This window comes from Agromyces neolithicus (genome assembly GCF_039529735.1).
In the GTDB taxonomy this organism is placed as follows: Bacteria; Actinomycetota; Actinomycetes; order Actinomycetales; family Microbacteriaceae; genus Agromyces; species Agromyces neolithicus.
Genome location: NZ_BAAANJ010000005.1, coordinates 136,859 through 161,815, shown reverse-complemented (window position 1 = coordinate 161,815; position 24,957 = coordinate 136,859). Strand labels below are relative to the sequence as shown.

The window sequence follows — 24,957 nt, the reverse complement described above, 5'->3', positions numbered from 1 at the left end:
CATGTCCACCATCACGAAGACACCCGCACCGGATGCCGCGGCACCGACCCCGCGGCATCCGCTCTCGTCGCCGTCGAAGCGCCGGCAGGGGGCGTTCGGGCCCGCCCAGCTCCTCCAGGCATTGCCCGGCGCGTTCCGCAAGCTCGATCCGCGCCAGATGTGGCGCAACCCCGTCATGTTCCTCGTCGAGGTCGGCGCCGCGCTCACCACGGTGCTCGCGATCGCCGAGCCGTTCCTCGGTGGCCCCGGCTCGTCGGGCGGCACCGAGGTGCCGCTCTCGTTCACCTGGGCCATCGCCGTCTGGCTCTGGCTCACCGTGCTCTTCGCGAACCTCGCCGAGTCGGTGGCCGAGGGCCGCGGAAAGGCGCAGGCCGACACGCTGCGCCAGACGCGCACGTCGACCGTCGCGCACGTCGTCACGGCCTACGACGAGGTGTCGGATGATCTCGATACGGCGCTGGCGCGCCTACTCGATCCAGCGGCCGCACCCACCGAGCGCACCCCGCTCGCCGAGGTCTCCTCTGCCGAGCTGAAGCTCGGCGACATCGTCGTCGTGACCGCCGGCGAGCTCATCCCGGGCGACGGCGACATCGTCTGGGGCATCGCCTCGGTCGACGAGTCGGCGATCACCGGCGAGTCCGCCCCCGTCGTCCGCGAGTCGGGCGGCGACCGCTCGGCGGTCACGGGCGGCACCCGGGTGCTCTCCGACCGCATCGTGGTGCGCATCACCTCGAAGCCCGGCGAGACCTTCGTCGACCGCATGATCGCGCTCGTCGAGGGCGCGTCGCGCCAGAAGACGCCGAACGAGATCGCGCTCAACATCCTGCTCGCGAGCCTCTCGATCATCTTCGTGGTGGTCACGCTGACGCTGAACCCGATCGCCTCGTACGCGGCGTCGCCCGTCTCGATCCCGGTGCTCATCGCCCTGCTCGTGTGCCTCATCCCGACGACGATCGGCGCGCTGCTCTCGGCCATCGGCATCGCCGGCATGGACCGGCTCGTGCAGCGCAACGTGCTCGCGATGTCGGGCCGCGCCGTCGAGGCTGCGGGCGACGTCACGACACTGCTCCTCGACAAGACCGGCACCATCACGTACGGCAACCGCCGAGCGAGCGAGTTCGTGCCGATGCCGGGCGTCGATGCGGCCGAGCTCGTGCGAGCGGCGGCCCTGTCGTCGCTCGCCGACCCGACGCCCGAGGGCACGTCGATCGTCGATCTGGCGGCGGAACGAGGCATCCGCTTCGACCCTTCGACCCTTCGAGAGGCTCAGAGCACCGCTGGCCCAGGGAACGGGGTGGCCGGCGAGGTGGTGCCGTTCACGGCGCAGACCCGCATGTCGGGTCTCGACCTGCCCGACGGCTTGAGCATCCGCAAGGGCGCCGCGTCGGCCATCCGCACCTGGATCTCCCAATCGAGTGGGCAGAGTTCGCTCCTCGACGGCTCGGGAAGGTCGACCTCTGCCCACTCGATCTCACAAGAGGTCGAACTGGCGCGCGAACTCGAGCAGCGCGTCGAGGCGATCTCGAACAGTGGCGGGACCCCGCTCGTCGTCGCGACGAAGGACCCCGACGGGCGCGCCCGCATCCTCGGCGTCGTGCACCTGAAGGACGTCGTGAAGGACGGCCTCACCGAGCGCTTCGCCGAGCTGCGGGCCATGGGCATCCGCACGGTCATGATCACGGGCGACAACCCGCTCACCGCGAAGGCCATCGCGGCCGAGGCGGGTGTCGACGACTACCTCGCCGAGGCCACCCCCGAAGACAAGATGGCGCTGATCAGAAGGGCGCAGGAGGGGGGTGACCTCGTCGCCATGACCGGTGACGGCACGAACGACGCCCCGGCGCTCGCGCAGGCCGATGTCGGCGTCGCGATGAACACCGGCACGTCGGCCGCGAAGGAGGCCGGCAACATGGTCGACCTCGACAGCGACCCGACGAAGCTCATCGAGATCGTGCGCATCGGCAAGCAGCTGCTCATCACGCGCGGCGCGCTCACGACGTTCTCGATCGCCAACGACGTCGCGAAGTACTTCGCGATCATCCCGGCGATGTTCGCGGGGATCTTCCCGGGGCTCGCCGTGCTGAACATCATGCAGCTGCACTCCCCCGCCTCGGCGATCCTCTCGGCGATCATCTTCAACGCTCTGGTGATCGTGGCGCTCATCCCGCTCGCGCTTCGCGGCGTGAGATACCGGCCGGGCGGGGCATCCGCGATCCTCAGCCGCAACCTGCTCGTCTACGGCCTCGGCGGCATCATCGCCCCGTTCATCGGCATCAAGCTGATCGACCTCGTCGTCAGCCTCATCCCCGGGTTCTAGGTCTCGATACGGCCCTGGCGGGCCTACTCGACCGGCGAATCCCATCGAAAGGACATCCCCATGAGTTCCACACGCACTGCGGTACGCACCCACTGGGTGGCGATCCGCGCGATGCTCGTCTTCACCCTCGTACTCGGCGTCGGCTACACGATCGTCGTCACCGGCATCGGCCAGGTCATCCTGCCGGCGCAGGCGAACGGCTCCACCATGACGGATGCCTCCGGCGAGGTCGTGGGATCCGCGCTCATCGGTCAGTCGTTCGCCGATGCCGACGGCAACCCGCTGCCCGAGTGGTTCCAGCCCCGGCCGTCCGCGGCCGGCGACGGCTACGACGGCGACGCCTCGAGCGGAAGCAACTGGGGCCCCGAGAACGCCGACCTCATCGCCGCGATCGAGGAGCGCACGGCGCAGGTCGCCGAGTTCAACCGCGTCGACGAAGCGGATGTCCCGGCCGACGCGGTCACCGCATCGGCGTCGGGTCTCGACCCGCACATCAGCCCCGAGTACGCCCTGCTGCAGGTGGCGCGGGTGGCCGGCGAGCGCGGGCTTCCCGAATCCGAGTTGCGCGAACTCGTGGAGTCTAGGATTCAGGCACGGGACCTCGGGTACCTGGGCGAGCCGACGGTCAACGTGCTGCAACTGAACCTCGCCCTGGCTGAGCTGGGCTAGGGGCGGAGAGATGAGACGGGGTCGGCTTCGGGTGCTGCTCGGCGCCGCCCCCGGCGTGGGCAAGACGTACACGATGCTCGAAGAGGGCAGGCGCCTCGCCGACGAAGGACACGACGTGGTCGTGGCGTTCGTCGAGACGCACGGCCGAGCGGCCACCGCTGCCATGGTGAACGGCCTCGAGGTCGTTCCGCGCCACGCGTTCGAACACCGCGGCCTCGGCCTCGAAGAGCTGGACCTCGACGCGGTGCTCGCCCGAAAGCCTGCGATCGCCCTCGTCGACGAGCTCGCCCACACGAACGCGCCCGGAGCCCGCCATGCGAAGCGCTGGCAAGACGTCGACGACCTGCTCGACGCCGGCATCGACGTGATCTCGACGGTGAACACCCAGCACATCGAGTCGCTCGGCGATGTCGTGCAGCAGATCACCGGGGTGCCGCAGCGCGAGACCATCCCCGATGCCGTGCTGCGCGCCGCCGACCAGATCGAGGTCGTCGACCTCGCACCGCAGGCGTTGCGCGACCGGCTCTCGAGCGGGCTCGTCTACCCGGCCGAGCGCATCGACGCCGCGCTCTCGAACTACTTCCGCCTCGGCAACCTCACCGCCCTCCGGGAGATCGCGCTGCTCTGGCTCGCCGACGAGGTCGAGCAGGCGCTCAAGAACTACCGCGCCGAGCACGGCATCGACCGCACGTGGGAGGCCCGCGAGCGCGTGGTCGTCGCCCTCACCGGCGGCCCCGAGGGCGAGACGCTGCTGCGGCGCGGCGCGCGCATCGCCTCGCGCGCCTCGGGCGGTGAGCTGATCGCGGTGCACGTCACGAATCCCGACGGCATGCGTGCACGGCATCCGGGCACACTCGATCGCCAACGAACGCTCGTCGAGCAGCTCGGCGGCACCTTCCACCAGGTCGTCGGCGAAGACGTGCCGCGAGCGCTCGTCGATTTCGCGCGGGCAGCCGATGCCACGCAACTCGTCATCGGAGTGAGCCGACGCTCGCGACTCGCGGCGGCGTTCTCGAGACCCGGCATCGGCGCGACCGTGATCCGCGAGTCGGGCGACATCGACGTGCACATCGTGACGCACGCGGCCGCCGGTTCGGCATTCGCGCTGCCCAAGCTCGGCGGCTCGCTCAGCCGCAGGCGATTGGTCGTCGGCTTCGTCGTCGCGCTTGTCGTCGGGCCGCTGCTCAGCTGGCTGCTCGTGACGTTCCGCACCGACTCGTCGATCACGAGCGATGTGCTCGCCTACCAGTTGCTCGTCATCGTGGTGGCGCTCATCGGCGGCATCTGGCCGGGCCTGTTCGCGGCGGTGCTGTCGGGGCTCACGCTCAACTACCTCTTCGTGCCGCCGCTGTACACGCCCACGATCGCCGACCCCCGGCAGTTGCTTGCGCTGGGGTTCTACGTCGTGAACGCACTGCTCGTGAGCTACGTCGTCGACCAGGCGGCCCGCCGGTCGCGTGAGGCGCGACGGGCGGCTGCCGAGTCGCAGCTGCTGGCGACACTCGCCGGCAGCGTGCTGCGCGGCGAAGACGCACTGCAGGCGATGGTCACACGCAGCCGCGAGGCGTTCGGGCTCACCGGCGTGCGCCTGCTCATCGACGGCCGGCCGCGCGTCGCCGACGGCGAGCCCGCCCAAGACGGCGAACCGAGCCGCGACGACGCAGCGGCGAACGTGACGAGCGTTCCGATCGGCACGAACGGCGTGCTCGAACTGCACGGCCGAGACCTCGCGGCGTCCGAGCGGCGCCTGCTGCAGGTGATCGCAGCGCAGCTCGAGCAGGCCATCGAGCATGGTGCGCTCACACGGGCGGCCGAGGCCGCAGACGAGCTGGCCGAGACCGACCGGGTGCGCTCGGCGCTGCTCGCAGCGGTCGGCCACGACCTGCGCCGCCCGCTCACGTCGGCGTCGGCAGCGATCAGCGCCCTGCGCTCGGCCGAGGTGCAACTGCCCGCCGCCGAGCGGGCTGAGCTGCTCGACACCGCTGCCGAGAGCCTCGATTCGCTCGCTGAACTCGTGACGAACCTGCTCGATGTGAGCCGGGTGCAGGCCGGTGCCCTGGGCGTGCAGCTCGCGCCCACCGACCTCGCCGACGTCGTCCTGCCCGCGCTCGACGAGCTCGGGCTCGGGCCCGCGGCCGTGGAGCTCGACCTCTCAGACGATCTCGCGCCGGTGCTCGCCGACGCGGTGCTGCTGCAGCGCGTGGTGGTCAACCTGCTCGCGAACGCCGTGCGGCACAGCCCGGTCGGCTCGCGCGTGCGCCTCGCCGCGAGCGGGTTCCGCGACCGCGTCGAGCTGCGCATCGTCGACCGCGGCCCCGGCATCCCGGCCGAGCGGCGCGGCGAGGTCTTCACGCCGTTCCAGCGCCTCGGCGACACCGACAACGAGACCGGCCTCGGTCTCGGCCTCGCCCTGTCGAAGGGGTTCGTCGAGGGAATGGGCGGCACCCTCGACGTCGACGACACCCCCGGCGGCGGTCTGACGATGGTGGTCACCCTGCCGGCCGCGACCGCCACCGATCCCTCGACCGGCAAGGATGGGCTGCGATGAAGATCCTCCTCGCCGACGACGACGAACAGCTGCAGCGCGCCCTGCGCATCACGCTCGGGGCGCGCGGCTACGACGTGGTCGCCGCACGCGACGGCGCCGAGGCGATCGACCTCGCGGCGAGCGCGCATCCCGACCTGATCCTGCTCGACCTCGGCATGCCGAAGGTCGAGGGGGTCGATGTGATCCGGGCCGTGCGAGCGTGGTCGAAGGTGCCGATCCTCGTGCTGTCGGGGCGCACCGATTCGGCCGAGAAGGTCGACGCCCTCGACGCCGGCGCCGACGACTACGTGACGAAGCCGTTCGCGATGGACGAACTGCTCGCCCGCATCCGTGCCCGGGCCAGGTCGGCGACCGGCGAAGCGGATGCCGCGTCCCATGCGATCGGCTCGCTCACCGTCGACCTCGCCGCGAAGACCATCAGGTCGACGGATGACTCGGGCCACGCGACATCCGTTCGCCTGACACCTACCGAGTGGCGTCTGCTCGAGCTGTTCCTGAAGAACCCGGGCAAGCTGCTCACGCGCCAGATGCTGCTGAGCGAGGTGTGGGGTCCGTTCCACGCGAACGACGCCGGCTACCTGCGCCTCTACGTCGCGCAGCTGCGCCGCAAGCTCGAGCCGGTGCCGGCCGAGCCGCGCTACTTTCTCACCGAGCCGGGCATGGGCTACCGCTTCGAGCCCTAGCCGCTCCGCGCGTCCCGAAGCCTCGTGATGTCGCGCAAACCGTCGTCATCCGTAGGGCATCACGGCCATTCGCGCGACATCACGAGAGACACCACCGGGTGCGAGGATTGAACCCGTGGACTGCGCGTACTTCGACGCCCGGCGCTGCACGTCGTGTGCGCTCATGGGGCAACCGTATGCGCGCCAGCTGGCCGACAAGCAGCGGCACGCCGAAGACCTGCTCGCCCCGTTCGACGTGCCCGAGTGGCTGCCGCCGGTGGCGAGCACCGAGTCGAACTACCGCAACAAGGCGAAGATGGTCGTCGCCGGCACGGTCGACGAGCCGACGATCGGCATTCTCGACGCCGACGGCCACGGCATCGACCTGCAGGCGTGCGGCATCTGCTCGCCCGGCCACCGAGCCGCGTTCCCGCCGCTCGCCCGGTTCATCACGCTCGCGCGCATCACGCCGTACGACGTCACCCGCCGCACGGGCGAGTTGAAGCACCTGATCGTCACGGAGTCGCCCGACGGCGAGCTCATGGTGCGCTTCGTAGTGCGTTCGACAGAGCCGGTCGGGCGCATCCGCAAGCATCTGCCGACGCTGCTCGCCGAGTTGCCGCAGACGCGCGTCGTCACCGTCAACGTGCTTCCCGAGCACAAGGCGGCGCTCGAGGGCGAGCACGAGATCGTGCTCACCGACGCCGACACCCTGCCGATGCGCCTCAACGACGTGACGATGCACCTGCGCCCGCAGAGCTTCTTCCAGACGAACACCGAGATCGCCGCGGCGCTGTATGCCGAGGCGCGCGACTGGATCCGGGGGCTCGCACCCGACTCCGCCTGGGACCTCTACTCCGGAGTCGGAGGGTTCGCGCTGCACATCGCCGACGCGGGCGGCGCCGACGGCCCCGCCGTCACCGGCATCGAGACGAGCGTCGAGGCGGTCGCGAGCGCCGAGCTCAGTCGATCGGATGCCGCGCTCTCGCGTCTGCGCTTCGCCACCGGCGATGCCACGGCCTTCGCCATTGCGGCCGACGCGGCCCCCGATCTCGTGATCGTGAACCCGCCGCGGCGCGGCATCGGCGGTGAGCTCAGTGCGTGGCTCGAGGCATCCGATGCCTCGCACGTGCTCTATTCGAGCTGCAACGTCGCCTCGCTCGCGAAGGATCTCGCGGCGATGCCCTCGCTGCGGCCGGTGCGGGCGCGCGTCTTCGACATGTTCCCGCAGACCACGCACTTCGAGGTCATGGTGCTACTCGAGCGGGTTCGCTGAGCCGGCCCTTCGGCAGGCTCAGCGAACCCGGAGGCTCCGAGATCGGCGGCGCTCAGCGAACCCCGAGCGTCAGCGCTTGCGGGGCTTGAACAGACCCTCTTCTGCCTTCTCGCGCTTCTGCGCTCGCTTCTCTTTCAACGAGAGCTGAGGCTGCTTCTTCGAGTCGTTTCCACGGGGTGACTTGCCTGACATGTGAGCTCGCTTCCCTTCTTCAGCTGGCGGGCTTCCGAAGACCATAGCCCACTCCGTCACGGAAGTCATGTCCGCTCCGAGCGAACCTCGACTTCTCTGAAAAATCCACCTGAACAGGAAATTTCGTTCGAACTGGGCTAGGCTGGAAGGTCATGTGGAAGGAGTGACATGCGAAAGATCGGAGTCATCCCAGGGACGGTCATCGTCGCGACCTGGGTGTTCGTGATCGGGTTCGCCTTCGGGTTCGAGAGTGCGCTCGCATCGAGCGCGGGGCTCGCGGCCGACCACGTGTCGGCCACCGCGACCGGCATCATGATCGGTGCGATCGCCGTCGCCGTCGCCGGCATCGCGGCATTCGTCGTCTGGCTCGCCACCCGCCGCCGACGCGCCACGCGGTTGACGCCCGCGCGCTGAGGCGGTGACGTCGGTCAGGTGGGCGCGCCGGCGCCGCATCGTGACCCCGAGTCAGGCGCCGGCGGCGGCGGCCGCCCGCGCATGGCAGAACCGTCGCACCGGCTCAGCCGGCACGAGTTCGGCGAGTTCGGCGTATCGCGCCGACGCCTCACCCCGACGCCCGGTGCGCCAGTCGAGGTCGGCGAGCGCGAGCCGTGCGTCGATCGCCGCGTACGGTGCCGCCCCATCGGCGAGCGCCTCCAGCTCATGCTCGATCTGCCGCAGGCGCGCCGTGCGCTCACCCGACAGCGGCGCGAGCAGCGCGCGATGCAGCTCAGCCGACAACCTGGCGACCGTCACCGACGGCGCACCCCAGACCCGCTCGAGCGCGCGGTAGAAGCCGACGACGCGATCCCAGTCGGTCGCGGCGAAGCTCGGTGCAGAGCTGTGCAGCCCCGCGATCGCGGCTTCGAGCACGAACCGTCCGTCGCCGCTGTCGGCCGCGGCCGCCGCATCATCGAGACCGGCCTCGATGAGGCGACGGTCCCACCTGCCGCGATCGACCTCGTCGAGCGGCACGGCCGCGCCGTCCGCGTCGAGACGCCCGGGCCGGCGGGCGAGCCCGAGACGGATCACCGCGCGCAGCCCACGCACCTCGGCCTCGTCGGGGTACTCGGCCACGAGCGCATCGGCGATGGACAACGCCTGCCGGCCGAGGTCGTCGAACGGGGTCTGCGGGTCGAGCACGTCGCGGTGCGCGACCGTGAACATTCCCGCGATGCTCGCCAGCACGACCGGCAACCGCACCCTCCGCTCGGGTGCCTCAGGCACGTGGAACCGCCCTCGGGCCTCGGCGAGCGCGTGCTTCGCGCGCGTGAGCCGCGCGGCTGCCGCCGACGGCTGCACGCCGAGGTGGGCGGCGATTCGCGTCACGTCGAGCCCGCACACGAGCCGCAGCGCGAGCACGAGCCGCGCGTGCTCGGTGAGCGCGGGATCGCACGCGACGAACAGCAGGGCGAGGCGGTCGTCGAGCGCGCCGCTCGAAAGCGGTTCGTCGATCGAGGATGCCTCGGTCGAGGCATCCTCATCGATCGCGGTCGCCAGCTCGACGGCGACCCGCTGCGCGTGCCGCTGTTCGGTCGCGGCCCGGCGCCGGTCGTCGATGAAGGCGCGCTTGCCGACGGCGATGCACCACGCGGCGAGCGAGCCGACCGGCGGCCCGTCGCCGGCCTGCGCGACGGCCCTCGCGACGGCCTCGGCCGCGTACTCCTGTGCGTCGTCGACGCTGCCGGTGTAGGCGGCGAGGGCGCGCACGATCCGCGGCCAGGCGTCGACGAAGTCCTCGCCGAGGCCGGCGACCGACTCGCTCACGAGATGGGGAACACCTTGCGCCACTCGATGTGCCCGCCCGTTGGCACGAGCGCCGCGATCTGGCGCGCTTGCTGCTCGTCGGCCGTCTCGACGAGGTAGTAGCCCGAGACGACCTCGGTGGTGTCGGGGTACGGCCCGTCGGAGTACACCGCGTCGGCGAGCGCCCGGTCGCCGGTGCCCGGGGTGACCTGCCCGCCGTGCCGCGCATTCTGCAGGGCGGCGGCGCCGACGATGCGGGCGCCGAGCTTGACGACGGCCTCCTGGAAAGCCTTGTGCTCGGGGAAGTTGCTCTCGGGCTCACCGCCCGGAACGCCGCCGCCCCCGCCCAGGTACGCGTCCGAGTCCCAGTCGGGCTCGTGGATGATGTACATGTACGTGTCGCTCATGGCGTCTCCTTCGTCGATGCCCTCACGGGCCTGTGACGACGTTCGTCACACCATGGTGACGAACTCGGGGGCTCGAAATCGACACCCGCCCGCATCTTTCTCAGAATGCCCTCGGGAACGGGATCGACGTCGGGATCAGGCCGCCGGAACTCAGGCGCCGTGGCTCAGGCCGCCGAAGCTCAGCCGCCGGCGGCGAGTTCGCGGGCCCGGGCGAGCGCGGCGTCGGTGGCGCTGTCGAACGTCTGCTTGAGGTCGGATGCCTCGAGCACGGCGATCGCGCGTTCGGTCGTGCCTTTGGGGCTCGTGACCCGACGGCGCAGCTCGGCAGGGTCTTCGCCGCTCGAGGCGAGCAGCTCGCTCGCACCGCGGAACGTGCCCTGCACCATGACTGCGGCCTGCTCTGGCGTGAAGCCCTTGTCGACGGCCGTCGCGGTGAGCTGCTCGATCAGGTAGAAGACGTACGCGGGCCCCGAGCCCGAGATCGTCGAGAGCGCGTCGAGCTGCGACTCGGGCACGACGAGCACCTCGCCGACGGTCTCGAAGAGCGACACGGCGAGCGCGAGATCGGTGTCGCTCGAGCGAGTGCCGGCCGAGACGCCGGTGACGGCGCGACCGACGACGGCGGGCGTGTTCGGCATCGAGCGGATCACCGCGACCGACTCTGGCAGCAGCGACTCGAACGTGGCGACGGTCACGCCCGCTGCGACCGACACGACGACCGTGCCCGGCTCGAGCGACTCTGCGATCTCGCGAAGCAGGTCGGGCACCATGGCGGGCTTCACCGCCACGACCACGACCTTGGCACCGGCGACCGCCGCGTGGTTGGCTGCGACATCGGTCTCGGTCGCATACGCGGTGACACCCTCGAGCCCGGCCAGCTCGGCCGCCTTCTCGGCGGTGCGGTTCGTCGTGCGGATGCCGCCGTCGACCACGACACCCGGCTGCAGCAACCCGGCGATGATCGCGCGGGCCATCGAACCCGCGCCGAGAAAGGCGATCGCGGGCAGCTTCACGGGGTCTGCGGCAGTCATGCGACCATCCTAGGATTGCTGCTATGAGCGCATCGGGCGGCACCAAAGCCATCATCGCGGCATTCCTCGCCAACACGGGGATCGCCCTGACGAAGTTCATCGCATGGTTCTTCTCGGGGTCGGCGTCGATGCTCGCCGAGGCGGTGCACTCGGTCGCCGACGCGGGCAACCAGCTGCTGCTCATCCTGGGCGGCCGGCAGGCGAAGAAGAAGGCCGACAAGGAGCATCCGTTCGGTTACGGCCGCGAGCGGTACGTGTATGCGTTCGTCGTCTCGATCATCCTGTTCTCGGTCGGCGGCATCTTCTCGATCTACGAGGGCGTCGACAAGCTGCAGCACCCGCACGAGCTCGAGAACGCGTGGCTGCCGCTGCTCGTGCTGTCGATCGCGATCGTGCTCGAGTCGTTCTCGCTGCGCACCGCGGTCGTCGAGTCGAACCATGTGCGCGGCACGCAGAGCTGGGTGCAGTTCGTGCGCCGGGCGAAGGCGCCCGAGCTGCCCGTCGTGCTGCTCGAAGACATCGCCGCGCTCGTGGGCCTCGTGTTCGCGTTCGTCGCCGTCGGCCTCACGGTCATCACCGGCAACCCGTTGTTCGATGCGATCGGCACGCTCATGATCGGCACGCTGCTGGTGCTCGTCGCCATCGTGCTCGGCATCGAGACCAAGTCGCTGCTCGTGGGCGAGGGCGCCAACGACGACGACGTGAAGAAGATCGAGCAGGCGATCGTCAACGGCCCCGAGGCCGAGCGCATCATCCACATGAAGACCCTCTACCTCGGCCCCGACGAACTGCTCGTCGCCGCGAAGCTCGGCTTCACCGCCGACCAGAAGGTGCTCGAGATCGCCGCCGCGACGAACGTCATCGAGCAGCGCATCCGCACGGCCGTGCCCTCGGCGCGGGTCATCTACATCGAGCCCGACGTGTACGTCGAACCGAACCAGCCCGCGCCGCCCACCGACGCGATCGTCATCAAGGGCCTCGAGTGACGACCGCCGGTCGAGTAGCGCCCGGCGAAGCCGAGCGCGTATCGAGACCCCGCACCGCACTGGTGCTTCGCCACGACTCGACGATCGGCCTCGGCAACCTCGCGCCGACGCTCGAGGCGCACGGCTACGAGATCGTCACGGTCGACGCGCCTTCGACGGATGTCTCGGGGCTCGACGCGCTCGCACCCGACCTGGTCGTCGTACTGGGGGGCGAAGAGGGCGCCTACGAGACCGACCTCTACCCGTACCTCGCCGACGAGATCGAACTGCTGCGCACGCGCATCGACGCCGAGGCGCCGATCTTCGGCGTGTGCCTGGGCGCCCAGCTGCTCGCGAAGACCCTTGGCGCGCGCGCCTACAAGGGCGAGCGCAAAGAGGTCGGCTGGCTCACGGTCGAGCCCACCGAGGCCGGCGCCGACTCGCCCGTGCGACACTTCGCGGGCGTGCCCACCGTGCAGTGGCACGGCGACACGTTCGACCTGCCCGCCGGCGTCGAGCGGCTCGCCGGGTCTGCGCAGTACGAGAACCAGGCGTTCGCGCGCGGTGACTGGCTGCTCGCCGTGCAGTTCCATCCCGAGGTCGACGACGCCATCCATGAAGACTGGCTCGCCGCTTGGGGCGACGAACTGCCCGAGTACGGGCTCACCGCCGAGCAGCTGCGCGCGCAGCGCGCCGAATACGGGCCGCCGATGCAAGCGGCATCCGCTCGCCTGCTCGGCGAGTATCTCGAGGGCCTCGCGCGTCGTTCGGAATCCGCCGCATAGCGCCGGTCGAGTAGGCGCGCCGACGCTGCCGGCGCTGCCGGAGGAACGTCGCCCTCAGGACCTGGCACCCAGCTCGCGCACGAGTGCGAGCACGTCGTCGACCGACTGCGCCGGGTCGGTCACCGGCGCCTGCACGTGCCGAACGACGCCCTCGTCGTCGACCAGCAGGGTGACGCGCTTGAGCCGGTCGGCGCCGCCCGCGCGGAACACGGGCAGACGCAGCGCGGAGGCCGCGAGGCCGTCTTGGTCGGAGGCGAGCAGGTAGGGCAGGTCGGCGTGCGCGACGAACGCAGCGAGCTGCTCGGGGTGCTGCGTGCTCACGCCGACCACCCGTGCGCCGGCTGCCGCGAGCTCGGCATGCCGGCGCCCGTAGCTGACGCATTCGAGTGTGCAGCCCGCGGTGCCCGGCACCTCGCTCCAGCGCGGCGGGTACCCGTGGGTTCCGGGCGCGTACGCGCCGGGGAAGAAGAACAACGCCGTCCAGCGGTCGGGGTCGACAAGGCGCACCGTGGATCCGTCGTACGCCGTGAGCGCGACGTCGGGCACCCGCGTGCCCTCGAGCGAGCGAGCCCGTGCGAGGTCGCCCTCGCCGAGAGCGCCGCTCAGCGTGCCGTCGCCCATGACGAACCGCGTGCCCCATTCCTGCAGCGCCAGCAGCACCGGCAGCAGCCCCTCGCCGCTGGCGGTGAGCCGGTAGTCGTGGCGCGGCGGCCGCGCCGAGTACGGCACCCTCTCGAGCACGCCGTGCTCGACGAGCGACCCGAGCCGCTCGGTGAGCGCGCGGCGCGAGAGCCCGAGTTCGCGGGCGAAGCCCTCGAACCGGGTGACGCCGGCGGCGGCCTCCCGCACGATCAGCAGGCTCTGCCAATCGCCGACGATGCCGAGGGACTGCGCGATGCCGCAGGAGCTGTCGGTGAGGTCCTCGCGGCGCATGGCTTCCATCCTCTCGCCGGGCTCGGGCTGTGTCCAGACGGCACCTTTGGTGTAAGTTCCAATTTGGAACTTACGAACCATGACAGGACCCGGCCTATTCCCGGGCCCCGTCCCAGCACCGAGGAGGTCGCCCGTGACCACGAGCGCACGGCCGTTCTGGACCTACTGGGCCGCGAGCACGACCAGCGGCATCGGTACCGCCGTCACCGCCGTCGCGCTGCCACTCACGGCGGTGACCGTGCTCGACGCCGGGCCGGTGGAGACGGGCGTGCTCGCTGCGTCGTCGTACCTCGCCTGGGTGGTGCTCGGCCTGCCGGCGGGCGCGATCGTGCACCGGCTGCCGCTCCGCGCCACCCAGGTGGTGGCCGACCTCGTTCGGGCCGCCGCGATCCTCACCGTGCCGCTGGCCTGGTGGCTGGGCGACCTCTCGCTGATCCACCTCGTGCTCGCGGCACTCGCGATCAACGTGGCCGAGGTGTTCTTCTTCACCGCGAACACGACGTTCCTGCCCACAGTGGTTCCGCAGCATGAGCTGACGAGCCGCAACAGCCTCGTCTCCGGAACCCAGGCCGCCACACAGCTCGGTGGCCCGTCGGCCGCGGGCCTGCTGGTGCAGGCGGTCGGCGCGGTGCCCGCGCTGCTGGTCGACGTCGCCTCCTACCTGGCGTCCGCACTGCTGCTGCGGAGGCTGCCCGAGTGGCGCGAGCCCGCGCCGGCCGACGGCGGCGCCCGGCCGGGGATGGGCGCGATGATCGCCGAGGGGTGGCGGTTCGTGGTGCGTCACCCCGTGATGGCGCCGGCCACCTGGTGGGCGTGCGTCGTCAACCTCGTGTGCGGCGTGCAGGCCGGCCTGTTCGCGTTCTACCTGGTGCGCGACCTCGATGCACCCCCAGCCATGGTGGGGGTGCTCCTCGCCGCCGACGGTGTGGGAGCGCTGCTCGCGGCTGCCACCACGCCGTGGCTCGTGCGACGGTTCGGGTCAGCGCGGGTACTGCTCGTCGACGGGCTCGTCGGGTTCGCCGGGGCCCTGCTGATCCCCCTCGGCTCCGGGGCCCTCGGGTGGCTGTGCTTCGCGATCGGCACCCTCGTGTTCGGGGCGTCGGTGGTGCCCGGAAGTGTCGTGACGCGCACCTACCGCCAGGTGGCCAGCCCGCCCGAGCTGCTCTCTCGCGTGATGGCCACTGTGCGGTTCGTCTCGTGGAGCATGATCCCGCTCGGCTCCATCGTCGCCGGCGTGCTCGCCGCGCAGGTCGGCAGCGCGTCCGTGCTGCTCGGGTCCGCGTTCATCCTGCTGCTGGGCCCGCTCATCGTGGGACTCAGCCCCGTGCGCCGGCTGCGCGACCTCGAGGATTACGACGAGGGCCTGCGCAGCGGGTCATCGAAGAACGCGAGCAGCAGGCGAGCGGATGCCTCGGCCTCGACACCCCCGAACACCTCGACCCGGTGATTGAGTCGACGATCGCGCAGCACGTCGTAGAGCGAGCCCGCGGCGCCGGCCTTCTCGTCCCAGGCGCCGAACACGACCGTGGGAATGCGCGCCGAGACGATGGCGCCTGCGCACATCACGCATGGCTCGAGGGTGACGACGAGCGTGCAGTCGGTGAGGCGCCAGTCGCCGGTGACCTCGGCGGCGGTGCGCAGCGCGAGCACCTCGGCGTGCGCGGTGGGGTCGCCCGTGAGCTCGCGCTCGTTGCGCCGCGCGGCGACGACCCGGCCCGCCCCGTCGACCACGATCGCACCGACCGGCACGTCGCGCGTGGCCGGCGCCTCGGCGGCCTCGGCGAGCGCGAGCCGCATCCAGTCGCGGTGCATCGCAAGCTCCACGCGCCACTCCCTTCGCGAGACCCCCGCAAACTAGACTCGAGCCTATGCGAGTCCACGTTGCCGATCACCCGCTCATCACCCACAAACTGACGGTGCTGCGCGACGTGAACACTCCGTCGCCGATCTTCCGTGCGCTCGTCGAAGAGCTCATGACCCTGCTGGCATACGAGGGCACCCGCGGGGTGCGCGTCGAGCCCGTCGACATCGTCACCCCGGTCTCGCCCACGAAGGGCGTGCGCATCGCCGACCCGAAGCCCCTCATCGTGCCGATCCTGCGCGCCGGCCTCGGCATGCTCGAGGGCATGGTCAAGCTGTTGCCGAGTGCCGAGGTGGGCTTTCTCGGCATGGCCCGCGACGAAGAGACCCTCGAACCCACGACCTACGCCGAGCGCCTGCCCGACGACCTGAGCGATCGGCAGTGCTTCGTGCTCGACCCGATGCTCGCGACAGGTGGTTCGCTCACGGCTGCGATCGAGTTCCTGCTGAAGCGAGGGGCGACGGATGTCACCGCGATCTGCATCCTCGCCGCCCCCGAGGGTCTCGCGGCCGTCGAGAAGGCCCTGCACGGGCGCGAGGTCACCGTCGTGCTCGGTGCGGTCGACGAACGCCTCGACGAGCACGGGTTCATCGTGCCCGGGCTCGGCGACGCGGGCGACCGCCTCTACGGCACGGTGTAGCACGCGCCGGCCGGCCGACCCGCCCGAACGAAACATGCGGCTCGACGGGGTATAAGCCGCAGTCGCGGCATCCGTCTCGAAGGATCTTCGGAGTTCGACACGCCATTGCGCGCCACGCAAGCGGAAAATTTCTGAAACTCAGAATGTCTCGCAGATTCTTTCTCTGAACCAGTTTCCAACCGAGATACCTTTGGATGTCCCTACACGGCCCGCACTCGCTGCGCTGTCACACGCCGTCATCCCGCCGTCACGAATTGACATGCGTGCGACTCTGAGTTTGACTCACACTCATGACTGACACCGCACGCACCCTGACGGCCCCCGAGGCTTCCAGGACGACCGGCATGATGATGCCGGCGCGTGCACCCATGTGTTGTCGAATGTGCCGCTAACAGCGAAACGACCGCCGAGTCCCCAGTCGATCAGCACCCCGATCGACGCCGACTCCACTGAACCCGCCGCATCTCGGGGGTTCGCCCGGCCGAACGGCCATTCGTTCCGACCCCGCCGCTTCGGGGTCGCTTGCAGCACCCTCAGCACAAGGATTCCGTCAATGTCTCTCGTACTCGCTCCCGCTCGCACCACTGCTCCCGCCGCCCGCACCGCTCCCGCCCGCACCGTGCAGGCCCGCACCGCTCCGTCGATCCCTTCGACACCCGCTCCCGGCGCACCCCTTCGCTCGGTGGTGACGACCGGCCCCGCAACGACCTCGGCCGACCCCGCAACCGCGGTCGCGGCATCCGTACCCGCCCGTTCCGCCGCCCCCCGCGTTCGCGCAGTGCCCGAGGGCACCGAGGCTCGCGGATTCGTGCTCTACGTCGGCATCGACGAGGCCAAGGCCGCAGCCGACGGCACCACGCTGCACCGCATCGTCGAGGCGCTGCGTGCGCTGACCGCCGAGATCGCCCCGTCGTCAGGTACGTACGCCGCCGTGGCCCTCGCCCCCGAGGGCGCCGGCGGTCGCGACGTCGACGTCGTGCGCCTCGCCCTGCAGGACCCGGCCGCCCTCGCGAAGCAGCGTGAGGGCCAGGGCACCCGCGACGACGCTGATCGCCACCCCAACGGGGTCATCATCGACATCTCGCGCAAGCGCGTGCTGCTCGACGGCGAGGCCGCCGGTCTCACCTACAAGGAGTTCGAACTGCTGCAGTACCTCGTGCTGCGCGAGGGTCGCACGATCGACCGCCACGAGCTCATCGCGAACCTGTGGAACGCCGACGACGAGGCACCGAGCGAGCGAACGATCGACGTGCACGTGCGCCGGTTGCGCTCGAAGCTCGCCCACTATCAGGACATCGTGCGCACCGTTCGCGGCATCGGCTACCGGTTCGACCGGCATGCGGATGTCTCGATCCGCCAGGCCTCGACGCCGTCCCCCGACCTCTACTGAGGTTCGGCCGCGGCGCGGGCCACGTGGCTGCGCGCGTGCGCGACCGCCGCATCGAGCTCGTCGAACAGGTGGTTCTGGTGGCGCAGTGACGCGATGACGCCGACGCGGGTCGCGACGCCCAGGTGGCGGGTCTGGATGCCCTTCACGAGCACCGTCACCCCTCGCCGTTCGAGCGCGTGGATCAATTCGGTGATCACCTGTGCACCGGTGGCGTCGAGCAACTGCAGTTGCGACATCCGAATGATCACCACCTCGATGCCGCGAATGTCGCCGACCCGTTCGAGCATGCGCTCGGCCGCGCCGAAGAACAGTGCCCCCTCGAGCCGGAACAGTGCGATGCGCTCGTCACCGGGCTCCGCCGGCCCCGGTAGCTCTTCGCGGTGCACACCGCTCGATCGCGACAGCGCCCGCAGCGCGAAGAACGCGGCGACCGCGATGCCGATGAGCACCGCGTAGATGAGGTCGAAGCTCACCGTGATGATCGCCGTGGTGACGAAGACGGTCGCGTCGGAGCGGGTCGATCCGAGCACCGTGCGCACGGTCGCGAGCGAGATCATGCGGGTCGACGTGACCATGAGCACCCCGGCGAGCGCGGCGAGCGGGATCTCGGCTACGACGGTGCTGCCGACGAGCACGATCGCCAGCAGCAGCACGGCATGCACCACCGACGCCAGGCGGGTGCGGCCGCCCGAACGCACATTCACCGCGGTGCGGGCGATCGCGCCGGTCGCCGGGATGCCGCCGAAGAACCCGGCCGCGATCGATGCGAGACCCTGGCCCACGAGCTCGCGGTCTGCGTCAAAGGGGCCGGTGTCGGCCATCGATGCGGCCACTCGCGCCGAGAGCAGCGACTCGATCGCGGCGAGCGCCGCGACGGTCAGTGCGGGTCCGAACAGGGAGACCACCGTCGCCCAGTCGGCGGAGGGCATCGTCGGCGCGGGCAGGCCTGGTGGAAGCTCGCCGATCACGGCGACGGGAAGGTTCGCGAGCGCGACGATCACACTCACGACGATGATCGCGATGATCGACCCCGGCAGCTTCGGATGGATGCGCGGCGCCACGAGCATGATGGCCGCGACGACCGCCACGATGGCGAGCGACCAAGCCATCGCCGGCCACTGCGCCGTCGCGAACGACTGCATCGCCGCTACCGCGGCGTTCGTGCTCTCGCCGGGCACCGTACCCAGTGCGGCGGGCACCTGCTGCAGGAAGATGATGATCGCGATACCGAGGGTGAACCCCTCGATGACCGGCCACGGGATGTACGTCACCGTGCGGCCGAGCCGCAGCAGCCCGGCGATCACGACGATGACACCCGCGAGCACGCAGAGCAGCGCGAGCACGCCGGCGCCGTGTGCGACGACGATCGGCGCGAGCACGACCACCATGGCTCCGGTCGGTCCCGAGACCTGCACGTTCGAGCCGCCGAACACGGCCGCGACGACACCGGCGATGATGGCGGTGACGAGACCGGCTTCGGCACCCGCGCCCGACGAGACGCCGAACGCGAGTGCGAGCGGCAGCGCCACGATGCCGACCGTGATGCCGGCGAGCACATCGCCGCGCCACGTACGTCGCAGATCGCGGTAGTCGGCGGCGTTCGGCAGCAGCACCGCGGCCGATTTCAGGCCGCGTGCGAGCGTGGCGTTCACGGCGTCACGCCCGATGCCGGGCGAGGGCCGCGGGCGGGATCTCGGGCAGACCCGCGCGCTCGAGGAGTTGCCGCTCGGTGGTCTCGAGGATCTCACCGAGCAACGCCCGAGCGACCCGCAACAGGTCGGCCACCTGCGGGTACGCGAGCCGGTAGTACACCTGGTTTCCGCGCCGCTCGCCGACGACGAGCAGGTTGCGCTTCAGCACGGCGAGGTGCTGCGAGAGATGCGAGGCCTCGAGACCGGTCGCGTCGAGCAGTTGTGAGACGGATGCCTCGGCCGAGGCCGAGAGCACCTCGAGCACGCGCACCCGTAACGGATGGGCGAGCCCCTTGAAGAGGTTGGCCTTGACCTCGTAGAGCGGCCGCTGGGAGTCGGATCGCATGGCACGGGACATCCGTTCACTTGATGGATTGATGAATCCATCATGCGTCATATCCCGGCACCACTCCACCACGACGCTCGAGTCACCCCGAATCGTCGCCTGCGCGTCGTCGCGTGCGGCAATTCGGGGTGACTCGAGGCTGCGACCTCGCTGTCCCAGAAAAAATAACAGAACGATAACTAGACGCCGTTACACATCCGTTATATATTCGTGAGTGCACCGACTGTTTGCTGTGGCGGTCGGTGCGGAATGTGATTGCAGGACACTCTTGGTGCAAGGGAGAGGGCCGGTCGTCAGCCTCTACGACCGGCCCTCAACCGTTTTCTCCCGCGGTTCTCTATTGTTGGTTGAGCCGAAATGTCGAAGGGAGCCGAGATGGCCGAACGCGCGATCACGGTCGCCGCATGGGAGTCGCTCTTCCGTGCCCAGGTGACCATCATGCGGGCGTTGGCCGCGGAGTTCCCGAGCGAGGTCATCTCGCTCAACGAGTACGACGTGCTCTTCAACATCTCGCGAGCGCCGAGTCGCCGGCTGCGACTCAAAAACCTCAACCGCAACGTGCTCATCACGCAGCCGAGCGTCAGCCGACTCGTCGACAGGCTCACCACCCGCGGCCTGGTCGTCAAGGTGCCCGACCCCGACGACGGCCGGGGCACGATCGTCGGCATCACCGAAGCCGGGTTCGACCTGTTCCGTCGGGTTGCGCTCGAGCACATGGGGGCCATCAATCGTCAGTTCGGCGACTCGCTCGACGCCGACGAACTCGAGCAGCTCGTGGACCTCTGCAACCGCCTGCGCGCCGGTGTCGAAGAGGCGCCGCCCGGGCACCACGTGCACCTCGAGTAGGCCGACTCGACAGATGCTGCTAGACCGCGCAGGAGGTCGCGGAGTAGCGTCAGAGGGCACGGGGGTGAGATCGATGACGTCAGGGGATGCCTCGCGGCGGGTGCCGTGGCTTCGGTACGCCCTGCTCGGCGTCGTCATGGCCACGATCTGGCTCGCGTTCAGTCTCTTCTCGAGCACTGTCGGCGCCTCGGCCGAAGAGGTCGAGCCGGCCGATCCCGCGGGCGTGCTCGCGCCCGAATCATCGATTGCCGAGTCCACGGCGGGCGCCGACGATCCTCCCGAGGCGGCACCTGCAGAAGAGCCGCCTCCACCGGCCGCATCCGACGTCGAGACACCGGTTGCCGAAGACGCCCCGGCTGCCGAGCCGGCGCCGAATGTGTCGGCCCCAGCCCCAGAGCCGGCCCCGGCCAACACACCCCCGGGGCTTACCGCGAGTCCCGAGCAGGCCATCACCCCACCTGCCGCCAAGCCCACCGAACCGGGCAAGCCAGCCGCCAAGCCCGCCGAAACGGGCAAGCCGGCCGCCACCCCACCGGTGCCCACTTCGGCACCCGCACCGGCGAACAGGAACGACGCTCCCCCTGGGCTCGCAGACATGCCGGCACCCCCGGCGGCAACGCCCATCGCCAAGCCCGAAAAGCCCGAAAGGCCCGAGACGAACCACCCGACCGACGCCGCCCAGGCACCCACGGCACCGGGGCCCACTCCTGAACCGGTCGACGCGCCCAAGAACGACATACCTCCCGGCCTCGCCGGCAAGCCCGAGCAGCCCACCCCGACGCCGGCCGCCGAATATCCGGAGTTCGGAACCTCCGACGAACCCGTCCACCACCACGAGGGCCCGAACCTTCCGCAATCGCACCCGACCGGCGCATCCGCAGGGCCGGTCGCACCGGGCGTTGCGACGGTCGGTTCACCGCTCGGGTCGGGTGTGAGCGGGCCGCCCAGCGGCAGCCACCTCTTCGCCGAAGGCGATGCGTGGGCCTTCGGTTCGATCGGGGGCGAGCACGCAGACGCCCCGAACATGGCCGCGGGCACGATCGAGCCGGCAAGCGGAACGCCGCTCGGCGGCAGCGTCAATCCAGCGCCGGCGGCTGGGAGCGGCGCCGGCTCCGGCGGGGCCGGCTCCGGAGGGGCGGGCTCCAGCGGCGCCGCCTCAGGCGGGGCCGGGACATCCGGAACCTCCGACGCGACGATCGCTTCGCTGGAACTCGGCGCCCTCGCCGCAATGGTGCTGCACTCGGCCGACGACGAACTCCCTTCGTCGCCGGTCTACGCCACCGACACCACCCCTGACTGAACGGGGCCCGCTCCGCCTGCCCGGCAGGCGGAAGCGGTCGTCGCTCCCTGCACGGGAGCGAACACCCCAGTTTCAGTCAGGAGGACCGGATCATGCCGCGATCGGCATTACGCGCGAGACGTGACGACGCGTCAGCGCCCGACACGTCGAGGCTCGCTTCGACGTGCGCCAGGCGGGCCGGCCTCGCATCGGTGGCACGCGCCATCGACGGTGGCCGGGCGGTTCCCGACATGCGTAGGTTCCCGATGCGACGTTGACCGGATGGGGTCCGGCACCGCGCCCCCAGTGTCGGATCCCATCCCCTGCGGTCGTGCAGTGCAACCCGACGCGCACGACCAGCCGCGCTGTTCTGCGCGGCCGGCGCAGGGCGGAGCGGCCCCCCGCCCGCCCTGCGCCCCTTCACGTACGGGCAAGCGGTCGCCGATGGGCGCACGCCCGGCGCAGAGCATGACGGTGGGGTGGGAACCCTACCTCCCACCCCACCGCGGCCTCGTGGAGGCCTCATCTCGCCGAGCGACCCGAACTGAGCCCGGCAAGCTGAACCCGAGCGGCCGGCGGGACTGCCGATCGCGCGACCCGGCAAGGCAGGTTGGGTCGGTCGGGTCGGGTGACGACTCGGGCTTGATCGAATGCTATTCGCACAATCGACCGACCGCATCGCCCCGATCAGGGGTCAAAATCACCAGAGGCGTCAGGCGGCGGGCCAGTCGACGGATGCCTCGTATTCGGGGTGCCGGCGCAGGTACGCGGCGATGAACGGGCACTCGGGAACGATGCGTTCACCGCGCGCGACGGCGTCGTCGAGTACGAACCTCGCGAGGCGGCTACCGAGCCCTTTGCCTTCGAACTCGGGCCGCACGATCGTATGCGTGAACACGATCGCTCCCGGCTCGAGCCGGTATTGCGACACGGCCGCGCGCTCGCCGTCGACGGTCATGTCGTAGCGGAGTCGCTCGTCGTGTCGCTCGATCTCGACCGCATCGCCTGCAGTGCTCTCGGGCGTGGTCGCTGCGGTGCCGTCGAGGGGCTGTGCATCGAGGTCGTTCGCCATCGTTCCTCCTGGTCGGGGTGCGAGAGCCGGTACACGTCGGCCCTCGTACAAGCACAACGCCGTGCGTCGCAGAAGATTCCGCTCGGGAGTGCGCCGACCGCGAACGGCGCGCCTGAGCGAGACGGATGCCCCGGCGGGGAGCCGCGTCATCCGTCTCGCCATACTCGTGCCGGTGCGCCGACGTGACGGCGACGAAGACGATCAGCCACGCGAAGACGAGCGTGAACGCGACGACCTCGAAGACCGTGAGGTTGAAGAGATGCAGCCCGTCGTAGGCGACCATGGCTCCCACCTCGAGCAGCAGCGTGGTCATCGAGAACCAGACGAAGGGTCTGGGCATGCGCTCGGCGTACCACGGCGCACCGATGCAGAGCAGCGCGAACCCGGCGGCCGCACCGAGGGCGAACGCGTTGTGCACGTCGGGCGCGTACGAGATCGGCACCCAGCCGACGCCCATGAGGCCGAACCCGACGACTCCGATGAGCGATCGGATGACGGTGCGTGCGCCGCGCCTGATACCGAATCCGCCGAATGCGATGCCCCGGGTGAGGAGTGCCGAGAGGCCCGCGATGCCGCCGCCCGAGGTCGCGACGGCCACGTTGAAACACATCGCAGCGAAGTCGCCCGACGTTCCCAGCGTGCTGAAGTTGTGCACCCACCACTCGCCGGTCGGGGTGATGCTCATGCTCGCGAGACTGCCCGCGGCGAGCAACATGGCCACGAGGTTGAACGTGCGGTACGCCTCGTGCTCGATGGCACGGCGGTGCAGCTGCCATGTGCACACGCCCATCGCGAGCGCAAGTGCGAGACCCACGGCGAGGTGTCCGCCTGGAACGGGTCGGAACGCGTCGGCCGTGAAATGCACCGCGAGCATCGCGAGCGCAGCCCACGTGAGGCCGTTGGCGACCGAGCGGCTCATCGTGCCGGGCGAGGGAAGGCCCAGTCGTTCGATCGCCGACAATCCGGTTCGCGATGCCGACGCGACCACGAGCGCCGCGCCGACGGCCGCCCCGCCGGCGAGGGCGGGCGCGACCCAAAGCGGGTCGAAGCCCGGGGCAGCGGCCGAGTTCGCGAACCGCGGTGTGAGGGCGCGGTAGAGCACGACCGACACGGCACACGCGATGAGCACCGCGTAGGTTCGGCGCACGAGCGAGCCGAGTCGATCGAGCCGCGTGTCGGTTGCGGGCGCAACTCTCGGCCGAACGTGCGTCACACGGCCGGCGGTGCCGGGAACGATCGATTGCTGTTGCAGTTGCCCCCGGTGCTGCGTAGCCGACATCGCCACGGCGCGCACCCCTCACATCCGAACTCTCGATGACGGGAAGTCAGATTGAAAAGTGAGCCTAACCGGCACTTCTGGCGTGTGTCATCCATCGATGCGAGGAGATCGAGGTTTGCTCAGGCGATTCCCAGCAGGCCGAGAGCCGACTGGGAGGGCACTGAGGGGACGGGTTGGTGGCTCGCCCAGAGACTCGAACGCGCCTCTCGGTTGACGACGAACACCCCGAATTGACGAAAGCGGCCCGCTTTCGCGGGCCGCCTTCATACTGTCTCAACCAGTGTGCGCCCGGAGGGATTCGAACCCCCAACCTTCTGATCCGTAGTCAGATGCTCTATCCGTTGAGCTACGGGCGCGTGGCGTGTCGCCCGCGCTTCGTTCGCGATCAGGCAACCACGCAACTCTAACGTACCGGCTTCGATCATGCGAATCGAGCGGTCGTCTACTCGCCGTCGAAACGGATGCCTCAGTCGTCGGCATGATCGGGCCGCAACGCGTCGAGCGCGGCGAGCTGCCTGCGGTTGGCCACCTGCCGGTACGACGTCTCGATCAGCTCGGCGAGCAGTTGCCAGTCGGTGTCGGGCTGGTCGAGGTCGGCACCGATCCATCGGTCGCGGCTGTAGTAGGGCACCCCGTAGAACCGGCCGTCCTCGACGAGCGCGCGGTGCTCCTCGGGATCGGTCTTCAGCACGATCGAGAACGGGCGCTCGATGGTCGCCGAGACGTGCACGAAGATCGGCTTCGCCGCACGAAAGGTCGGCCTTCCCCACGCCTCGACCTCGACGGCCTCGGGCAGGGCGAGGCTGATCGCCCGCACACGCTCGATGAGCGGGTGCTCGGGATCGACGACCCTCGGATGCGCCACGGCCGTCAGCCTACGCGGATCCGCCGACCTGCGTGCCGCCGCTGCGCGCACGGGAAGGCGCCCGCACCGGATCGGATCCGGGGCGAGCGCCGTCGCGTCACGCTGCGGTGATCAGCCGGGCGAGGCGACCGAGGCCGCGCTCTGCGCAGTGGCGGGGCTG

General features: G+C 70.2%; 24 protein-coding genes and 1 tRNA gene. 13 read left to right on the top strand and 12 right to left on the bottom strand.

Features of this window, described 5'->3' with window-relative positions; genetic code table 11:
- Nucleotide 1: 1 nt before the first annotated feature.
- The 5 genes from kdpB (at nucleotide 2) to rlmC (ending at nucleotide 7,472) form a co-directional block, all read left to right on the top strand.
- On the top strand, nucleotides 2–2,317 hold the full coding sequence (kdpB, locus tag ABD164_RS08305) for a potassium-transporting ATPase subunit KdpB (RefSeq protein ID WP_344295330.1): 2,316 nt from the start codon (nucleotides 2–4) through the stop codon (nucleotides 2,315–2,317).
- A 60-nt stretch (nucleotides 2,318–2,377) separates the two neighbouring features.
- Complete coding sequence (kdpC, locus tag ABD164_RS08300) at nucleotides 2,378–2,986, top strand: potassium-transporting ATPase subunit KdpC (RefSeq protein ID WP_344295328.1); 609 nt, start codon at nucleotides 2,378–2,380, stop codon at nucleotides 2,984–2,986.
- A 10-nt stretch (nucleotides 2,987–2,996) separates the two neighbouring features.
- On the top strand, nucleotides 2,997–5,534 hold the full coding sequence (locus tag ABD164_RS08295; RefSeq protein ID WP_344295327.1) for a DUF4118 domain-containing protein: 2,538 nt from the start codon (nucleotides 2,997–2,999) through the stop codon (nucleotides 5,532–5,534).
- Nucleotides 5,531–6,217, top strand: a complete 687-nt coding sequence (locus ABD164_RS08290; RefSeq protein ID WP_344295325.1) for a response regulator — start codon at nucleotides 5,531–5,533, stop codon at nucleotides 6,215–6,217. The genes ABD164_RS08295 and ABD164_RS08290 overlap by 4 nt, the downstream gene beginning before the upstream one ends.
- A 115-nt stretch (nucleotides 6,218–6,332) precedes the next feature.
- Nucleotides 6,333–7,472, top strand: coding sequence for a 23S rRNA (uracil(747)-C(5))-methyltransferase RlmC (rlmC, locus tag ABD164_RS08285; protein ID WP_344295324.1), 1,140 nt, complete (start codon nucleotides 6,333–6,335; stop codon nucleotides 7,470–7,472).
- Nucleotides 7,473–7,541: 69 nt separating this feature from the next.
- Here rlmC and ABD164_RS08280 read toward each other — a convergent pair whose 3' ends face one another.
- Complete coding sequence (locus tag ABD164_RS08280) at nucleotides 7,542–7,664, bottom strand: hypothetical protein (protein ID WP_344295322.1); 123 nt, start codon at nucleotides 7,662–7,664, stop codon at nucleotides 7,542–7,544.
- 168 nt (nucleotides 7,665–7,832) lie between these two features.
- On the opposite strand from ABD164_RS08280, the gene ABD164_RS08275 reads away from it, so the two are divergent.
- A complete protein-coding gene (locus tag ABD164_RS08275; RefSeq protein ID WP_344295321.1) occupies nucleotides 7,833–8,078 on the top strand; it encodes a hypothetical protein in 246 nt (81 codons plus the stop codon).
- 51 nt (nucleotides 8,079–8,129) lie between these two features.
- Here ABD164_RS08275 and ABD164_RS08270 read toward each other — a convergent pair whose 3' ends face one another.
- From ABD164_RS08270 to proC, 3 genes are all read right to left on the bottom strand, one after another.
- Nucleotides 8,130–9,428 (bottom strand): DUF6596 domain-containing protein, encoded by a 1,299-nt coding sequence (locus ABD164_RS08270; protein ID WP_344295320.1) that lies wholly within the window; start codon nucleotides 9,426–9,428, stop codon nucleotides 8,130–8,132.
- Nucleotides 9,425–9,814, bottom strand: a complete 390-nt coding sequence (locus tag ABD164_RS08265; RefSeq protein ID WP_344295318.1) for a YciI family protein — start codon at nucleotides 9,812–9,814, stop codon at nucleotides 9,425–9,427. Before ABD164_RS08265 ends, ABD164_RS08270 begins: the two co-directional genes overlap by 4 nt.
- Before the next feature lie 179 nt (nucleotides 9,815–9,993).
- Nucleotides 9,994–10,845 (bottom strand): pyrroline-5-carboxylate reductase, encoded by an 852-nt coding sequence (gene proC / locus ABD164_RS08260; RefSeq protein ID WP_344295317.1) that lies wholly within the window; start codon nucleotides 10,843–10,845, stop codon nucleotides 9,994–9,996.
- A 23-nt stretch (nucleotides 10,846–10,868) separates the two neighbouring features.
- On the opposite strand from proC, the gene ABD164_RS08255 reads away from it, so the two are divergent.
- Both ABD164_RS08255 and ABD164_RS08250 read left to right on the top strand, forming a co-directional pair.
- Nucleotides 10,869–11,831 carry a cation diffusion facilitator family transporter gene (locus ABD164_RS08255; RefSeq protein ID WP_344295315.1) on the top strand — a complete coding sequence of 321 codons (963 nt, stop codon included), beginning with the start codon at nucleotides 10,869–10,871 and terminating at the stop codon, nucleotides 11,829–11,831.
- Complete coding sequence (locus ABD164_RS08250) at nucleotides 11,828–12,595, top strand: glutamine amidotransferase-related protein (protein WP_344295314.1); 768 nt, start codon at nucleotides 11,828–11,830, stop codon at nucleotides 12,593–12,595. Before ABD164_RS08255 ends, ABD164_RS08250 begins: the two co-directional genes overlap by 4 nt.
- Before the next feature lie 54 nt (nucleotides 12,596–12,649).
- On the opposite strand, the gene ABD164_RS08245 is transcribed toward ABD164_RS08250, so the two are convergent.
- Nucleotides 12,650–13,528: a winged helix-turn-helix transcriptional regulator gene (locus ABD164_RS08245; protein ID WP_344295313.1), complete on the bottom strand. Its 879-nt coding sequence runs from the start codon at nucleotides 13,526–13,528 to the stop codon at nucleotides 12,650–12,652.
- 133 nt (nucleotides 13,529–13,661) lie between these two features.
- Between ABD164_RS08245 and ABD164_RS08240 the strand changes: the two genes are divergently transcribed.
- Nucleotides 13,662–14,975 (top strand): MFS transporter, encoded by a 1,314-nt coding sequence (locus tag ABD164_RS08240; protein ID WP_344295311.1) that lies wholly within the window; start codon nucleotides 13,662–13,664, stop codon nucleotides 14,973–14,975.
- Here ABD164_RS08240 and tadA read toward each other — a convergent pair.
- Nucleotides 14,879–15,325 (bottom strand): tRNA adenosine(34) deaminase TadA, encoded by a 447-nt coding sequence (gene tadA, locus ABD164_RS08235; RefSeq protein WP_425545927.1) that lies wholly within the window; start codon nucleotides 15,323–15,325, stop codon nucleotides 14,879–14,881. The genes ABD164_RS08240 and tadA overlap by 97 nt on opposite strands.
- 71 nt (nucleotides 15,326–15,396) lie before the next feature.
- Between tadA and upp the strand changes: the two genes are divergently transcribed.
- Together upp and ABD164_RS08225 are read left to right on the top strand one after the other, a co-directional pair.
- Complete coding sequence (upp, locus tag ABD164_RS08230; RefSeq protein ID WP_344295310.1) at nucleotides 15,397–16,029, top strand: uracil phosphoribosyltransferase; 633 nt, start codon at nucleotides 15,397–15,399, stop codon at nucleotides 16,027–16,029.
- Nucleotides 16,030–16,582: 553 nt separating this feature from the next.
- On the top strand, nucleotides 16,583–17,419 hold the full coding sequence (locus tag ABD164_RS08225; protein WP_344295308.1) for a winged helix-turn-helix domain-containing protein: 837 nt from the start codon (nucleotides 16,583–16,585) through the stop codon (nucleotides 17,417–17,419).
- Here the strand turns inward: ABD164_RS08225 and ABD164_RS08220 are convergent.
- Together ABD164_RS08220 and ABD164_RS08215 are read right to left on the bottom strand one after the other, a co-directional pair.
- Nucleotides 17,413–19,071: a SulP family inorganic anion transporter gene (locus ABD164_RS08220; protein ID WP_344295306.1), complete on the bottom strand. Its 1,659-nt coding sequence runs from the start codon at nucleotides 19,069–19,071 to the stop codon at nucleotides 17,413–17,415. The genes ABD164_RS08225 and ABD164_RS08220 overlap by 7 nt on opposite strands.
- Nucleotides 19,072–19,075: 4 nt before the next feature.
- Entirely contained in the window at nucleotides 19,076–19,456 is a 381-nt protein-coding gene (locus ABD164_RS08215; RefSeq protein WP_344295305.1) for an ArsR/SmtB family transcription factor, read from the bottom strand.
- A 375-nt stretch (nucleotides 19,457–19,831) separates the two neighbouring features.
- On the opposite strand from ABD164_RS08215, the gene ABD164_RS08210 reads away from it, so the two are divergent.
- On the top strand, nucleotides 19,832–20,302 hold the full coding sequence (locus tag ABD164_RS08210) for a MarR family winged helix-turn-helix transcriptional regulator (RefSeq protein ID WP_344295303.1): 471 nt from the start codon (nucleotides 19,832–19,834) through the stop codon (nucleotides 20,300–20,302).
- Between the two features lie 73 nt (nucleotides 20,303–20,375).
- On the top strand, nucleotides 20,376–21,602 hold the full coding sequence (locus ABD164_RS08205) for a hypothetical protein (protein WP_344295301.1): 1,227 nt from the start codon (nucleotides 20,376–20,378) through the stop codon (nucleotides 21,600–21,602).
- 691 nt (nucleotides 21,603–22,293) lie between these two features.
- Here the strand turns inward: ABD164_RS08205 and ABD164_RS08200 are convergent.
- From ABD164_RS08200 to ABD164_RS08185, 4 genes are all read right to left on the bottom strand, one after another.
- The gene (locus ABD164_RS08200; protein ID WP_344295299.1) at nucleotides 22,294–22,539 is read right to left on the bottom strand and encodes a GNAT family N-acetyltransferase; all 246 of its coding nucleotides are present in this window, start codon (nucleotides 22,537–22,539) and stop codon (nucleotides 22,294–22,296) included.
- Nucleotides 22,427–23,800: a hypothetical protein gene (locus ABD164_RS08195; RefSeq protein ID WP_344295297.1), complete on the bottom strand. Its 1,374-nt coding sequence runs from the start codon at nucleotides 23,798–23,800 to the stop codon at nucleotides 22,427–22,429. Before ABD164_RS08195 ends, ABD164_RS08200 begins: the two co-directional genes overlap by 113 nt.
- A 415-nt stretch (nucleotides 23,801–24,215) precedes the next feature.
- Nucleotides 24,216–24,288, bottom strand: a tRNA-Arg gene (locus ABD164_RS08190).
- A 110-nt stretch (nucleotides 24,289–24,398) separates the two neighbouring features.
- The gene (locus ABD164_RS08185) at nucleotides 24,399–24,797 is read right to left on the bottom strand and encodes an MmcQ/YjbR family DNA-binding protein (protein WP_344295296.1); all 399 of its coding nucleotides are present in this window, start codon (nucleotides 24,795–24,797) and stop codon (nucleotides 24,399–24,401) included.
- Between the last annotated feature and the right edge of the window lie 160 nt (nucleotides 24,798–24,957).

What these genes read in the sequence shown, in the direction of transcription:
- kdpB (WP_344295330.1), top strand. Translation starts at nt 2, where the DNA reads ATGTCCACCATCACGAAGACACCCGCACCGGATGCCGCGGCACCGACC.
- kdpC (WP_344295328.1), top strand. Translation starts at nt 2,378, where the DNA reads ATGAGTTCCACACGCACTGCGGTACGCACCCACTGGGTGGCGATCCGC.
- ABD164_RS08295 (WP_344295327.1), top strand. Translation starts at nt 2,997, where the DNA reads ATGAGACGGGGTCGGCTTCGGGTGCTGCTCGGCGCCGCCCCCGGCGTG.
- ABD164_RS08290 (WP_344295325.1), top strand. Translation starts at nt 5,531, where the DNA reads ATGAAGATCCTCCTCGCCGACGACGACGAACAGCTGCAGCGCGCCCTG.
- ABD164_RS08280 (WP_344295322.1), bottom strand. Translation starts at nt 7,664, where the DNA reads ATGTCAGGCAAGTCACCCCGTGGAAACGACTCGAAGAAGCAGCCTCAG.
- ABD164_RS08275 (WP_344295321.1), top strand. Translation starts at nt 7,833, where the DNA reads ATGCGAAAGATCGGAGTCATCCCAGGGACGGTCATCGTCGCGACCTGG.
- ABD164_RS08265 (WP_344295318.1), bottom strand. Translation starts at nt 9,814, where the DNA reads ATGAGCGACACGTACATGTACATCATCCACGAGCCCGACTGGGACTCG.
- proC (WP_344295317.1), bottom strand. Translation starts at nt 10,845, where the DNA reads ATGACTGCCGCAGACCCCGTGAAGCTGCCCGCGATCGCCTTTCTCGGC.
- ABD164_RS08255 (WP_344295315.1), top strand. Translation starts at nt 10,869, where the DNA reads ATGAGCGCATCGGGCGGCACCAAAGCCATCATCGCGGCATTCCTCGCC.
- ABD164_RS08245 (WP_344295313.1), bottom strand. Translation starts at nt 13,528, where the DNA reads ATGCGCCGCGAGGACCTCACCGACAGCTCCTGCGGCATCGCGCAGTCC.
- tadA (WP_425545927.1), bottom strand. Translation starts at nt 15,325, where the DNA reads ATGCGGCTCGCGCTCGCCGAGGCCGCCGAGGCGCCGGCCACGCGCGAC.
- upp (WP_344295310.1), top strand. Translation starts at nt 15,397, where the DNA reads ATGCGAGTCCACGTTGCCGATCACCCGCTCATCACCCACAAACTGACG.
- ABD164_RS08225 (WP_344295308.1), top strand. Translation starts at nt 16,583, where the DNA reads ATGTCTCTCGTACTCGCTCCCGCTCGCACCACTGCTCCCGCCGCCCGC.
- ABD164_RS08215 (WP_344295305.1), bottom strand. Translation starts at nt 19,456, where the DNA reads ATGCGATCCGACTCCCAGCGGCCGCTCTACGAGGTCAAGGCCAACCTC.
- ABD164_RS08210 (WP_344295303.1), top strand. Translation starts at nt 19,832, where the DNA reads ATGGCCGAACGCGCGATCACGGTCGCCGCATGGGAGTCGCTCTTCCGT.
- ABD164_RS08205 (WP_344295301.1), top strand. Translation starts at nt 20,376, where the DNA reads ATGACGTCAGGGGATGCCTCGCGGCGGGTGCCGTGGCTTCGGTACGCC.
- ABD164_RS08200 (WP_344295299.1), bottom strand. Translation starts at nt 22,539, where the DNA reads ATGACCGTCGACGGCGAGCGCGCGGCCGTGTCGCAATACCGGCTCGAG.